Origin of the sequence: Pseudomonas syringae pv. coryli str. NCPPB 4273, from assembly GCF_000972175.1 — a bacterium.
GTDB lineage: Bacteria > Pseudomonadota > Gammaproteobacteria > Pseudomonadales > Pseudomonadaceae > Aquipseudomonas > Aquipseudomonas syringae.
Genome location: NZ_AWQP01000025.1, coordinates 60,495 through 73,294 on the forward strand (window position 1 = coordinate 60,495; position 12,800 = coordinate 73,294).

The window sequence follows — 12,800 nt, forward strand, 5'->3', positions numbered from 1 at the left end:
AACGAGCTGGTGCTCGTTCCCGCTGCTTGATCGGGACAGGCTTATTGGGCCGCTTGGGGGGTGCTCGCAGTGGTCTGGGCCGCTTCGATGCGGTTGATCAGATCCTTGTAGGGCGCACCGAATTTGTCGCGTACCGGCTGGGTCGCGTCGTAGAAGGCTTTCTTCTGCTCAGGCGTCAGCGTGATGAACTCCACGCCGGCAGCCTTGAGCTTGGTCTCGGCATCGGCCGACGACTTGTCCCACAGCCCGCGTTCTTCCAGCTGCGCTTCACGTGCGAGCTTTTTCACCAGCGCCTGCTGTTCGGGGTTGAGCTTTTCCCACGTGGTTTTCGACATCACGATGGGTTCGGGCAGGATCAGGTGTTCGGTCATGGTGAAGAACTTGGCGTTCTGGTAGTGGTTGTGCTGGAAATACGTCGGCGGGTTGTTTTCCGCACCATCAATGACACCGGTCTGCAGGGCGCTGAAGATCTCGCCGGTGGCCATGGCGATGCCGTTGCCGCCCATATCGTTAATGGTTTCGATGAACACCGGGTTGCCCTGAACGCGGATTTTCATGCCTTTGAGGTCGGAAATCTGGCGTACCGGCTTCTTGGTGTACAGGTTGCGGGTGCCGCCATCCATCCACGCCAGGGCGACCATGTTGAATTGCGAATTGGTGATCTTGTCGAGGATTTCCTGACCGATCTCGCCATCAATGATGGTGCGCATGTGCGCCTGATCACGGAACACGAACGGCAGGTTGAAAACGTTGACGTCCGGCACGACCGGGCCAACGATGCCGAGGCTGACGCGAGTCATCTGCACGGCACCACTCTGCACCTGTTCGACGACTTCCTTCTCGGAGCCGAGCACGCCACCCGCGTACATCTTGAAACTGATCTCGCCCTTGGACTGTTCTTCGAGTTTCTTGCCCATGTTCTGTTCTGCCACGACCGGCGCATAGCCAGCAGGGTGAACCTCGGCGAACTTGATTTTGACGTCAGCGTGGGCCATGCCTGATACACAGAAGGCCAGCGGAAGTGCTGCGATGAGAAGCTTGCGTTTGAAATCCATGGATATCTCCGATTTTGTTATTTTTGGTCGAGCTACGGGATTTTCGGTAGGGCGCTGTCAGCCCTGAAACGTGGGTTCCTCCAGGCCCTGGACGCCAGGTCGCAGGGCGAACACGCCACCGGCCAGCGGCTGATCGCCAATATCGCCACCCGGGCGAATCGACGTCACGAACAGGGTGTCCAGATTAGGGCCGCCAAAGGCACACATGGCTGGCTTTTTCACTGGCACGACCAGCGAGCGGTCGAGTTTGCCGGTGGGGGTGAAGCGGTGAATCAGGCCTGCGTCGTTGCCACAGATCCAGTAGCAGCCGTCGGTGTCGATCGCCGCGCCGTCGGGACGACCCAGATGATGGTTCATGTCGACGAACAGGCGGCGATTGTGCGGCGTGCCGCTGTCAGTGTCGTAATCGAAGGCCCAGATCTGCTGCACGCTGGGGTGTGAGTCGGACAGGTACATGACCTTGCCGTCGGGGCTGAACGCCAGGCCGTTGGGGACGATGAAGTCCTTGAGCTGCGCGTCCAGCGTGGTCTGGCCGGCGCTGTAGCGATACAACGCACCCACCCTCGCACCGGCGGCCATGTCCATGAACATGGTGCCCGCCCAGAAACGACCCTGTCGGTCGCAGCGGCCGTCATTGAAGCGCATGCCTGCCTGCGCGTGTTCGACGCTGGCCAGAAGCGTGCTGATCAGGCTGCCGTCTTCGCAGGGCTGCAAATGAAAGATTCCGTTCTCCATCCCCGCCACCCAGCCACCCCGGCTGTCAGCGGCGATACAGGCAAGCATCTGCGGCGCTTTCCAGCTGCGCGTGCTGTCCTGATTGAAGTCCCAGCGATGCAGCTCGCCCTTGGGAATATCCACCCAGTACAACGCTTGATCACGCACGCTCCAGACCGGGCTTTCGCCGGTGGCGTTCTGTGCATCGACAATCAGTTCGGCATCCATGACGGTTCGTGTCTCCAGAGTGCTGCGAGAGGAAAGCGCTGCTTATTGGTCGCCGAACGGTCCTGAAGCCACAAAGGCACCGCCCTGGTAGAGCATTGCCGGGTCATCGGCTGCCGGCAGCGGCTGGGCGTCGACCTTCTCGCGAAAAACTTCCGAGCTGTCTTTCGGGGTGTAGTCCAGTTTGCTGGCCAGGCGGTTGTCCCACCAGACGGTCTTGTTGTCCGAGACGCCGTAGACCACGGTGTGGCCCACGTCTGGCGTGTACAGAGAGCGCTCGATCAACTGGGTCAGGTCGGCAAAGCTCAGCCAGGTGCTCATCATCCGGCGATTTTGCGGTTCGGCAAACGACGAGCCGATGCGGATGCTCACGGTTTCGATGCCGTAGCGATCGAAGTAGAAGCTGGCCATGTCTTCGCCGTAGGACTTGGACAGACCGTAGTAGCTGTCCGGGCGGCGAGGGGAGTGCGCGTCGATGGTCTCGGTCTGCTTGTAGAAACCGATCACGTGATTGGAGCTGGCGAAGATCACGCGTTTCACGCCGTGCCTGCGGGCGGCTTCGTAGATGTGGAACACGCCGCAGATATTGGCGCCGAGGATTTCCTCGAACGGTCGCTCGACCGATACACCGCCGAAATGCACGATCGCGTCGACGCCTTCGACCAGTTTATGTACGGCATCTTTGCTGGCCAGGTCGCAGACCTGAACTTCTTCACGGTCGTCGACAGCGGGCGCCATTTCGGCAATGTCAGAAAGCCGCAGCACGTTGGTGTAAGGGCGCAGAGTTTCGCGCAATACCTTGCCCAGTCCACCTGCCGCGCCGGTCAGCAGGAGGCGATTGAAGGGAGTTTTGGTGGTATGAGCCGATGCCATGAGAGAAGTCCCGATTGTTATTTTTGTCATCTGTTGTCGTATGACTTGCCGGATTATCGGCACCGCATACGCTGATTGTCAACGCGGCCAAGGTCTAAAAACGGACTGGGCACGCACTTGGCCGGATACATTTGTAACAAGGCAAAACCTGCCGTGGCCGACAGGCTCTGCCACCGGTTTCAAAGCAATGAAATAGGGTAGCTGACGAACACGCGATTCTCGTCGAATTCGTTGGTGCTGAAATCACGACGCAGGCTGGAGTTGCGCCATTTGACGTTCAGATTCTTCAGCGCACCACTTTGTACGGTATAGGCCAGTTCAGACTCCCGGCCCCATTCCTTGCCGTCAGTGATGTTGCCGGTGTGCACATTGTCGCCGCTGATGTAGCGGTTCATCAGGGTCAGACCGGGCACACCCAGCGTCGCGAAGTTGTAGTCATGACGCAGCTGCCAGGATTTCTCTTTGGCGTTGTCATAGCTGGAGTTGTAACTGTCGTTGGCCAGCGTGCCGCCACTGGTGCCATTGACGCGCATCCACGCCGTGTCGCCCGTCAGCTTCTGCAGACCGACATAGAAGGTGCTGCCGCCATAGCGGGCCGAGAGCAGCGCGTAGGCCGTCTTGTTATCCAGGTCGCCGGCCAGTTTGTTGCCATCTTCCTTGCCGATGAAGTAACCCAGGTTCGCGCCCAGCGTCCAGTCGCCGAGCGGCTGGCTGTGCAGCAGGTTGAAGAATTGCTGCTGATAGATGTCCTGCAGCTCCGAGTACCAGACGCCTACCTGGGTGCGCTTGTCGTTGAAGACATACTCGCCGCCGCCGAAGTTGAAGCGGTCCGAGGTGAATGCGCCTCGCCCGTTCAGCGACATGTCTTCCATGCTCGCATCGTTGCGTGGGCTGTTGCCGCGGAATTGCCCGCCATACAGCGTCAGGCCGTCGATCTCCTTGGAGGTGACCTGGCCACCGCGAAACGTCTGCGGCAACGAACGACCGTCATCGGAGCGCAGGATCGGCAGCACCGGCATCCACTCGCCGACCTTCAGTTCGGTCTTGGAAATCCGCGCCTTGCCCGCCACGCCCAGACGCCCGAAATCATCGGCCGGACGCCCGTCGCTGTGGATCGGCAGCAACTGAGTGCCACCCGTACCCTTGCCGCCATCGAGCTTGAGCGAATACAGGCCCAGCACGTCAACCCCGAAACCCACCACACCCTGGGTGAAGCCCGACTTGGCGTCGAGAATGAAGCTTTGTGTCCACTCCTCGGCCTTGCTCTGCGGCGCGGCACTGCTCGGATACGCAGGGTTGGTGAAATTACGGTTGAAGTAGGCGTTACGCAGGGTGAGCGTGGCCTTGGTGTCGTCGACGAAACCCTCGGCCATGCCGAACATCGGGAAAATCAGCGTCATGCCGCCGACGCCCAGCAGGATGCGTGAGCGGGTAGTGTGAGATGTCATTATTGTTGTGCTCCCTTGTTTAGTGAAACCTTCCCCTTTCCTGGCCGCGCGCAAGCGGCGGCCGATACCTTCGAGGATTACGTGATGCCTGTCGCCAGGCATGGCCTCGACCTGCAGGCGGCCGAGTACCGTTCGCTGTGTTTCAGCGAATGTTGTGAATCGAGAAGGGTGTCTGGCAGTGCGAGTGTTCAGTAAACGAGGTGTCACTGATCAAGGCTTCGATGATTGAGCCTTTACTGATCGGGCGGGCAGGCGCGGCGTGAGTGTTCATGATGGACTGGCCTCGGTGTTGTTTTTATTTTTTGGCGTTATAGGTTGTCGTACAACTGCGGGGATTATTTGCAGACCGTCGCCGCGTTGTCAACGCACCCATGGTCGAGGTTTAACGATTCACCGGCCATTTACAGCGCTCTTGAAAGCAAAATTAAATGCGAGTGAACGCTGCGGGCGGGTGTGCAGTCCACCCGATAATCCCGTTCATTTTTTGGAGACTGCCGAATGAATCGTTTCACCCAGAAAGTCATCGTCGTCACAGGTGCCGGTTCCGGAATCGGCGAAGCGACCGCCAAACGTTTTGCCGAGGAAGGCGCAAGTGTCGTGCTGGTCGGCCGTAATCGCGACAAGCTGGCCAAAGTAGCCGCGCAACTGAAAGGCGAAGGGCACTTGGTCAGAGCCACCGATGTGGCCGACCCGAGCGACGTGGAAGCGCTGTTCAAGGAAGTGGCGACCCGCTTCGGGCGTCTGGATGTGCTGGTCAACAATGCCGGCATCGTCAAGTCCGGCAAAGTGACCGAGCTGGGCATAGAGGACTGGAAAGAGCTGATGTCCGTTGACCTGGACGGCGTGTTCTATTGCACCCGCACCGCCATGCCGGCACTGATCGCCAGCAAAGGCAACATCATCAATGTCTCGTCGGTGTCCGGTCTGGGCGGCGACTGGGGCATGAGCTTCTATAACGCGGCCAAGGGCGCCATCACCAACTTCACCCGTTCGCTGGCCATGGACCATGGTGCTGACGGCGTGCGCGTGAATGCCGTCTGCCCCTCACTGACCCGCAGCGAGCTGACCGAAGACATGATGGGTGACAAAGCATTGATGGCCAAATTCATGGAGCGCATCCCATTGGGTCGCCCGGGCGAAGCCGAAGACGTCGGCGACGTGATCGCCTTCCTGGCCAGCGACGACGCGCGCTTCGTGACCGGCGTCAACCTGCCAGTCGATGGTGGCCTGTCGGCGTCCAACGGGCAGCCGCCACAGGCGTGACGGTCGGGAGTGCAGAAACAATCAAGCCCGGTAAAGACCGGGCTTGATGTCAACGCAGGGTGATCAGATCCGGAAGTGGCTGACCATCGTTTGCAACTGCCCGCCCAGGCGCGCCAGTTCGACGCTGGACGCAGCGGTTTCTTCGCTGGCCGAAGCGGTCTGCTCGGAGACATCGCGCACGTTGACGATGCTGCGGCTGATTTCCTCCGCAACCGCGCTTTGCTCTTCAGCGGCGGCGGCAATCTGCTGGTTCATCGCCTGAATGCTCGACACCGTTTGCGTGATGCTGCCCAGCGACGTGCCAGCCTTACGGCTGAGGTTTACGCTGCTGACGGTCAGTTCACGGCTGTTGAGCATGATGCTGGACACCTGGCGCGTACCGCTCTGCAACGCAGCGACCAGTGTTTCGATCTCCACGGTGGATTGCTGCGTACGTTGTGCCAGGCCGCGGACTTCGTCAGCAACCACCGCAAAACCACGTCCGGCTTCACCCGCACGGGCCGCTTCGATAGCCGCGTTGAGCGCCAGCAGGTTGGTCTGTTCGGCCACCGCCTTGATGACGTCCATGACCTTGCCGATTTTGTCGCTTTCCTGCTCCAGCTGAGTCATGGCATCGACGGAGCGACCCACTTCATTGGCCAGACGCTCGATCTGGACGATCGCTTCACCCACCACCTTGTCACCGTCACGCGCTTCGCGGTCGGCGTTGGAAGCGGCCTGCGAGGCCTGTTCGGCGTTACGCGCCACTTCTGCAACCGTCGCCGACATCTCGTGCATGGCGGTGGCGACCTGATCGGTTTCGACTTTCTGGCTGTTGACGCCAGCGCTGGTCTGTTCGGTAACCGCCGACAGTTCTTCGGCGGCACTGGCGATCTGTACGACGCTGTCGCGAATACCGCCAATCAGCTCGCGCAGGGTGGTGCCCATGCGCTGGATGCCTTGCTGCAGGACGCCGAGTTCATCACGGCGTGTCACGGCCAGGGTCTGGGTCAGGTCACCGGATGCAATACGGTCGACCACCGCCAGGGTTTCCTGCAGTGGACGGGTAATCTGCCGAGTGATGATCACAGCGGCGATGATGCCCAGAATGATAGCCAGCAGTGTGCAGACAATCTGCGTGGTACGCGCCTGTGCGCTTTCCTGATCGCGGCGATCCAGTTGCAGCTTGTACATGTCCTCGCTGATCTTGACGATATCCTGCCCTTGCGTGGTCATTTCCTTGCGCGCCTGGACAATCGTGCCCGTGGCGGCCTTGAAGTTTTGCAAGGTCGTCCGGTACGCCATCAACGAGGTTTCCAGTTGCCTGAGCTGATCGGCCTGAGTGCCGCTGAAGGTTGCCTTGAGCGCATCCAGATCCTTGATGGCCGCATCCAGTTTCGAGACAGCTGCCTGCTCGGTCTCGGGTGTGGCATTGGTGGTGTAACCGCGCACTTCATAGCGTGCGAGTCGCAAGTCATCTTTTGCGTCGGTGACGAGTCGGTACTGCTCGAAGCGGTTGGCGTCAGCCGGGTCCATGTTTTTGACTTCAGTCACAAGCTGCTCGAATACCGCGAGGCTTTTGACAGCATGGGTCGTCAGCTCATCACGAGCCGCAGTGCTGGCCTTGTAGCCACTGCGCATGTTGTTGAGGGACTTCTGGTAGTCAGCGATCACAATGCCCAACTGATCGAGCATTTTCAGATTTTCGGGACTTTTGAACGAGGCGCGCAGTTTTTCCTGATACGCCTTGAAGCTGTCCAGCGAGGTCTGCACGGTTTCGGCAACCTTCTCGTCGCCATCGGCCACCATGTACTGGAGGCGTGTCACGCGCAGTTTGGTCAACTGGGCATTGAGTGAAGTAATGTCACTCATCCAGTTGCTGCGATTGATCAGCCCGCTCATGCTGGTCCAGCCAGTCAGAGCAAGAATGGCTGTAAAAACAAGTACTAGACCGAAGCCAAGGGCCAGTTTCATATTCACGCTGATGTTTGCGAACCAGCTACTCATTGAATTCTCCAACAACTGCCATTGAAACGGTCTTCTCCCTGAAAGGTATGGCATACAGGTCAGGGCGGGGTGAGGTATACAGACACTATCGGCAGGGACTGGCCAAGCTGAAATAAAAAATAAAGAAAGTTCCGCGACGCTCCGAATATTTTTTTCCAGGCATATCATTTGCGCCGGTACACCGTTATAAAGCACCGCGTAAGTCATTGAATTAGAACCGCCGCATTCCAGGAGGAACGGCACACTTTCGGCTGTGTTTACACGATTAAAACCCTATCCGTTGTAGGTTCATTGTGTGTGCAGGGCATGACATTTTTTGTGTCGCAAGTTGCTCTGACATCCGAGCCTGCTCCCAGCAGTCCTGTTGAGATGCCTTGTCATGAATTTGAAGTTTCGTCATAAGATTCTGCTGGCCGCGGCCGGTGTAGTGGTGCTGGCGTTCGCCCTGTTCACTTTGTACAACGATTACCTGCAACGTAAGACGATCAACCAGAACCTCGAGTCCTCCGTGGGCCAGGCGGGTCAACTGACTGCCAGCAGCGTCCAGAACTGGCTGAGCGGGCGTATTCTGGTGCTGGAAAATCTCACCCAGAACGTAGCCTTTCAGGGGGTCAATTCCGACCTCGGCGGACTGGTCTCGCAGTCTGCGCTGGTATCGACCTTTCAGTTCACCTATGTCGGTGACAGCAAAGGCACGTTCACCCAGCGGCCTAATGTGGACATGCCGGCAGGCTACGACCCTCGCCAACGGCCCTGGTACAAGTCCACCGTCGACGCGGGCAAGACCATTCTCAGCGCGCCTTATCAGGCTTCCGTGGGTGGCCTGGTGGTAACGATCGCCAGCCCGGTCAAGGCGGCTGGTCAGGTCACGGGTGTCGTCGGCGGCGATCTGAGTCTCGACACGCTGGTCAAGATCATCAACTCGGTCGAATTCGGCGGGCTGGGTTACGCCTTTCTGGTCAGTGGCGACGGACAGATCATCGTCAGCCCGGACAAAGAACAGGTGATGAAAAACCTCAAGGACATCTACCCCGGACAGACCGTCAGCCTGGACGCGCGCCTGCGTGAGGTGACCCTCAATGGTCAGCAAAGGCTGCTGTCATTCACCCCCATCACCGGGCTGCCCTCGGCTGACTGGTACATTGGCCTGTCGATCGACAAGGAAAAGGCCTATGCGCCGTTGAGCCAGTTTCGCAGCTCGGCGATGGTTGCCGTGCTGATTGCAGTGGCTGTGATTGCGTTGCTGTTGAGCCTGCTCATTCGTGCGCTGATGCGCCCGCTGACCGACATGGGCCGTGCGATGCAGGACATCGCTCAGGGCGAGGGTGATCTGACCCGGCGCCTGAGCATTCAGGGCAAGGACGAGTTCGCCGCACTGGGCGGTTCGTTCAATCAGTTCGTGGAGCGCGTGCACGCGTCCATCGTCGAAGTCTCCTCAGCGACGCTTCAGGTGCATGACCTGTCGCAACGGGTGGTCAACTCCTCCAACTCGTCCATCGTCGGTTTCGATGAGCAGAGTGCCCGAACCAACAACGTCGCTGCAGCGATCAACGAGCTGGGTGCTGCAACCCAGGAGATTGCCCGCAACGCATCGGACGCCTCGATCCAGGCCAGTGAGGCCCGCAACCAGGCTGAAGACGGTCAGGTAGTGGTCGAGAAAACCATCCACGCCATGAGCGCGCTGTCGGCCAAGATCAGTGATTCCTGCACGCAGATCGAGCAACTCAACGCCAGCACCGAAAACATCGGTCACATTCTTGATGTCATCAAAGGCATCTCGCAGCAAACCAACCTGCTGGCCCTCAACGCCGCCATCGAAGCCGCCCGCGCGGGTGAAGCCGGACGCGGTTTTGCGGTAGTGGCCGACGAGGTGCGCAACCTTGCGCATCGCACCCAGACATCTGCCGACGAGATCCACAAGATGATTGGCGGCCTGCAGACCGGCTCTCAGCATGCCGTACTCAACATGAATGAAAGCCAGACGTCGAGTCAGGAAAGTGTCGAAGTTGCCAATCAGGCGGGCAGTCGTCTGCGCGATGTAACACGGCGCATTGGCGATATCGATGGCATGAATCAATCCGTTGCTGCGGCGACAGAAGAGCAGACTGCTGTTGTCGAAACACTCAATATCGATATCAATCAGATCAACACGCTTAATCAACAAGGCGTGGCCAACCTTAATGAAACGCTCAAGGACTGTGCTGCGCTTTCGCAACAGGCCGGGCGTTTGAAGCAACTGGTCGACAGTTTCAAGATCTGACCGTATATCCAGTGATCCAGGCCGGGCCACTTACAGGTGGCCAGGTCTTTAAGAATGAGGGATTAAAAGCATCAGTGCATGTATGTTTCAGCAAACCCGCTGGACCGTCCAGCGTCATCCGCCCATTAAAAAAGCCTGCTCGGTGGCAGGCTTTTGGTCAGAGATCCTTTTTAACCTCTTTATCGATGTGCTTGTCAGCCTTGTGACGCTCTTTGTCGTCATGCTTCGCACCTTTGTCGACTTCGTCGGCGTCGTGCTTCATACCCTTGTCCACTTCCTTGGCGTCATGATCGACACCCTTATCCAGCTCTCGGTTATCGTGTCGGACACCCTTTTCCAGTTCACTCTCTGCAAAGGCGACTGGCGCTACCGCACCTGCCAGGAAGAGGGCGGCAGTCATTGAGAGTACGAATTTACGCATGCTTTGCTCCTTCATGAGAAATGCTGGCTCGTCTTGAGCCATCATTTTCGAGCATAGCTCATACCTGACAGTCGGAATTGGCAAAGAAGTGTACTGAGCAAAAAAGCCCGGCATTTGGCCAGACTTTGCGGTGCGGTGCGGTGCGGTGCCTAGTCGGAAGAGTTAGCCGAGCGCCCTGGCAAGCCCGAAAGCTGTTGCTGAAAATAGCGCCGCCATACTCGTGGCGCCAGCGAGGAACTTCCAGGTCTGCTCGTTCATGGACTTGTAAAGTGATACTGCGAGCTCTGAAAGATCAGTTTTTGTGGCAGAGACGTCTAGCTTCGCCTCTACTCGAATAAGCCTGACCTGAATCTCGGACATCGCTGATTCGATCTTTTCTACACGCTTTTCCAATCTATCACCTCCAGGTGGGTCGGTCGGCCCGCCTTGGCCTTTGAGCTTTTCATATTGAGCCTGGAGAAGCCGAACATCAATATTACTGCTCGACATCGACATCGCCCTCAATTTCGCCTATTTCCTTGAGCAGGTCGATTTGCTCCTGAATACTGTCAAAAGCCATTTGCGCTGCTTCACGTGCTGCTGGCGTGAGGCTATCTGCACTCAGAAGCGCCTGACTAAGATTCAGAACGGTAGCAAGATTTGCAACTCCAAGCCGATGAAGCCTTGAAACCGTCATTTTGAGTTGCATCACATCGTTGCCTTCCATAGCGCTTTCTTTCTCCGATTGCGTAGCGAATCACCCGAAATCAAATCGTTGCCACCGCAGGCTTGGCAGATGATCCAGCATGGAATTTGCGCAGGGTAGGTCGTGTCACGATACGCAAGCAAGGGAAGATAGGGGACGAATGATTTCAAGCCGGCGGCCGATATGGCTGGCACGATCTTGCCGAGCGGATGTGAGGGGGGAGCGTGGAACGGGGTCTTCAGAGAGGAGCCGAGAGAATAATAACGATGAGCAGGCATCGCCAGAAACAAGAAAGCCCGCACGAGGCGGGCTTCTTGTTGATTCACAGTCATCAGTAGAAAACTGTGAATCGGTACTTGGTGGCTACACAGGGACTTGAACCCCGGACCCCAGCATTATGAATGCTATGCTCTAACCAACTGAGCTATGTAGCCAAGTGGCGCGCATTATTCTCGGAGAACGCATATGTGTCAAGCGTTGTTGTGAAAAATAATTGCGTGCGATCAACCGGTTAGGTCGAAGCCCAGGCAGGCGTCAGGTTTTCCGGGCTTTCAGCGTAACAGGGTCTCCAGCATTTCCAGGTCATCGAATTCTTCTATCCTCTCCAGCATCTCGGCCATCTCCCGCTGATCCCTGAGCCAGTCTTTAAGGCTTTTCGGGTCGGCCAATAACTGCAGCTCGTCCTGTTCCTCGTCGAGATGCTCCCGTATGGCTTTGACCTGCCTGGCACATTTTGTGTTGGCGGTCTTGGGTCTGAGGTCCTCGTACGGGTCCATCAGGAATTGTTCCCGGATCAGCATCTTGCGATCGTGTATCTCGTCTTCCAGCTCTCTGAGTTGTTCGCTCAGGATCCGGTTGAAATGCTTGAGGCGCTTGTCGGAGATGCTGTCGATGTGGCTCTGATCGATTTGCTCGATCTCCATTTGCATCTGTAGCAGCGCCAGCAGGTTGTCATTTTCATAGGCTTCGTTGACCCGTTGCATGAGCGCCGTTTTCCGCTCGCGCTCATCGGCATCCTGTTCACGGTCCGGGTGCAGTGCGCTGACCAGCTTGCGGTAAATTTCGCGCAATGACTGGCTGCCTTCAGCCTCTTCCTGCTCACGACGCAGTTCGCTGGCCGTCGGCTTTTTCGGCTTCTGTGCGCCTTGCGCCTGCTCGGTCTGTTCTTTCAGCTTCTCTTCAATATGTCGGGTAACGTCTTCAAGGGAGTCCAGGTCGACATCGTCGTCCAGTTCCACGCCCAGATCTTCTTCCAGCGATGATTTGAACCGCTGGTTTTGCAGGCGCTCCTCCTCGTCGTAGTCGTTGCCGGTGTATTTGAAGTAGAGGTGCTTCAGTTCTTCATCGTGTTCGCCGCCCATGAGTGAAATGGTCAGGACGCAGATAATCTCGAGCACCGTATGTCTGTCTTTTTTGGCCAGGCGAAACTGATCGAAAGCTACGTCAAGCAAGCGCAGCTTGTTCATCTCGTTCGCGGCCTGCTCACTGAGCATCGGAACCAGTTCTTCGATCCACAGCTTTTCGCAGGTGGCTGAAATCGAGAGCCACTGCTGCAAAAGCTTGCGCCTGGCTTCGAGCTTTTCCATCAGCGTATTGAATTTCTTCTGACCGGCGCTCAATTGCGGTCGGGACGGTTGCGCGACTATGCGTGGCGAGGCGGGTGGGGTGGTCATGAAGACCTCCTTGATGGCGAGAGCAATGCTGCGTGGTGGTCGATTGTCGTTCTCCAGTCTACTTTTTTCGACCTTTTTGCTGAATGAATAAATGGCTGCCGTAAAGTCTTTTTCTCTTCTGCTGGGCGGTCCGGTTCTTGCTTGGATGTACCTGATAGTTCGTTTGAGAAGCTTTTTGACGCCAAAAACAATGAATG

The 12,800-nt window shown here is 57.5% G+C and carries 13 protein-coding genes, 1 tRNA gene and 2 pseudogenes; 3 read left to right on the forward strand and 13 right to left on the reverse strand.

What is annotated here, in order from left to right; all coding sequences use genetic code 11:
* Nucleotides 1-41 precede the first annotated feature (41 nt).
* From P406_RS12880 to P406_RS29960, 5 genes are all read right to left on the reverse strand, one after another.
* Entirely contained in the window at nt 42-1,055 is a 1,014-nt protein-coding gene (locus tag P406_RS12880; RefSeq protein WP_046236379.1) for a TRAP transporter substrate-binding protein, read from the reverse strand.
* A gap of 57 nt (nt 1,056-1,112) precedes the next feature.
* Nucleotides 1,113-1,997, reverse strand: a complete 885-nt coding sequence (locus tag P406_RS12885) for a glucurono-1,5-lactonase (RefSeq protein WP_046236380.1) — start codon at nt 1,995-1,997, stop codon at nt 1,113-1,115.
* Nucleotides 1,998-2,039: 42 nt separating this feature from the next.
* Nucleotides 2,040-2,867: an NAD-dependent epimerase/dehydratase family protein gene (locus P406_RS12890; RefSeq protein ID WP_046236381.1), complete on the reverse strand. Its 828-nt coding sequence runs from the start codon at nt 2,865-2,867 to the stop codon at nt 2,040-2,042.
* Nucleotides 2,868-3,046: 179 nt separating this feature from the next.
* Nucleotides 3,047-4,315: an OprD family porin gene (locus tag P406_RS12895; RefSeq protein ID WP_046236382.1), complete on the reverse strand. Its 1,269-nt coding sequence runs from the start codon at nt 4,313-4,315 to the stop codon at nt 3,047-3,049.
* Nucleotides 4,316-4,457: 142 nt separating this feature from the next.
* Nucleotides 4,458-4,586: a hypothetical protein gene (locus tag P406_RS29960; RefSeq protein ID WP_256216337.1), complete on the reverse strand. Its 129-nt coding sequence runs from the start codon at nt 4,584-4,586 to the stop codon at nt 4,458-4,460.
* Nucleotides 4,587-4,813: 227 nt separating this feature from the next.
* Between P406_RS29960 and budC the strand changes: the two genes are divergently transcribed.
* Nucleotides 4,814-5,578, forward strand: a complete 765-nt coding sequence (gene budC, locus P406_RS12900) for a meso-2,3-butanediol dehydrogenase (RefSeq protein WP_046236383.1) — start codon at nt 4,814-4,816, stop codon at nt 5,576-5,578.
* A gap of 63 nt (nt 5,579-5,641) precedes the next feature.
* Here the strand turns inward: budC and P406_RS30265 are convergent, their stop codons facing one another.
* Both P406_RS30265 and P406_RS30270 read right to left on the reverse strand, forming a co-directional pair.
* Nucleotides 5,642-6,505, reverse strand: coding sequence for a methyl-accepting chemotaxis protein (locus P406_RS30265; protein ID WP_370737601.1), 864 nt, complete (start codon nt 6,503-6,505; stop codon nt 5,642-5,644).
* A gap of 39 nt (nt 6,506-6,544) precedes the next feature.
* A pseudogene (locus P406_RS30270) lies at nt 6,545-7,771 on the reverse strand (methyl-accepting chemotaxis protein); the annotation flags it as partial.
* Between the two features lie 172 nt (nt 7,772-7,943).
* Between P406_RS30270 and P406_RS30275 the strand changes: the two are divergent.
* Nucleotides 7,944-8,918, forward strand: a pseudogene (locus P406_RS30275) (cache domain-containing protein); the annotation flags it as partial.
* A gap of 117 nt (nt 8,919-9,035) precedes the next feature.
* Nucleotides 9,036-9,824: a methyl-accepting chemotaxis protein gene (locus tag P406_RS30280; RefSeq protein ID WP_370737602.1), complete on the forward strand. Its 789-nt coding sequence runs from the start codon at nt 9,036-9,038 to the stop codon at nt 9,822-9,824.
* A 157-nt stretch (nt 9,825-9,981) separates the two neighbouring features.
* Here P406_RS30280 and P406_RS12915 read toward each other — a convergent pair whose 3' ends face one another.
* From P406_RS12915 to P406_RS12935, 6 genes are all read right to left on the reverse strand, one after another.
* Entirely contained in the window at nt 9,982-10,245 is a 264-nt protein-coding gene (locus tag P406_RS12915) for a hypothetical protein (RefSeq protein ID WP_046236434.1), read from the reverse strand.
* Between the two features lie 162 nt (nt 10,246-10,407).
* A complete protein-coding gene (locus tag P406_RS12920) occupies nt 10,408-10,734 on the reverse strand; it encodes a hypothetical protein (RefSeq protein WP_046236386.1) in 327 nt (108 codons plus the stop codon).
* A complete protein-coding gene (locus P406_RS12925) occupies nt 10,721-10,951 on the reverse strand; it encodes a hypothetical protein (protein ID WP_046236387.1) in 231 nt (76 codons plus the stop codon). Before P406_RS12925 ends, P406_RS12920 begins: the two co-directional genes overlap by 14 nt.
* Nucleotides 10,933-11,262 carry a hypothetical protein gene (locus P406_RS28900; protein ID WP_144431030.1) on the reverse strand — a complete coding sequence of 110 codons (330 nt, stop codon included), beginning with the start codon at nt 11,260-11,262 and terminating at the stop codon, nt 10,933-10,935. The genes P406_RS12925 and P406_RS28900 overlap by 19 nt, the downstream gene beginning before the upstream one ends.
* A 25-nt stretch (nt 11,263-11,287) precedes the next feature.
* Nucleotides 11,288-11,364: transfer RNA gene (locus tag P406_RS12930), tRNA-Met, on the reverse strand.
* 117 nt (nt 11,365-11,481) lie between these two features.
* Nucleotides 11,482-12,603 (reverse strand): J domain-containing protein, encoded by a 1,122-nt coding sequence (locus P406_RS12935; protein WP_046236388.1) that lies wholly within the window; start codon nt 12,601-12,603, stop codon nt 11,482-11,484.
* Nucleotides 12,604-12,800 lie beyond the last annotated feature (197 nt).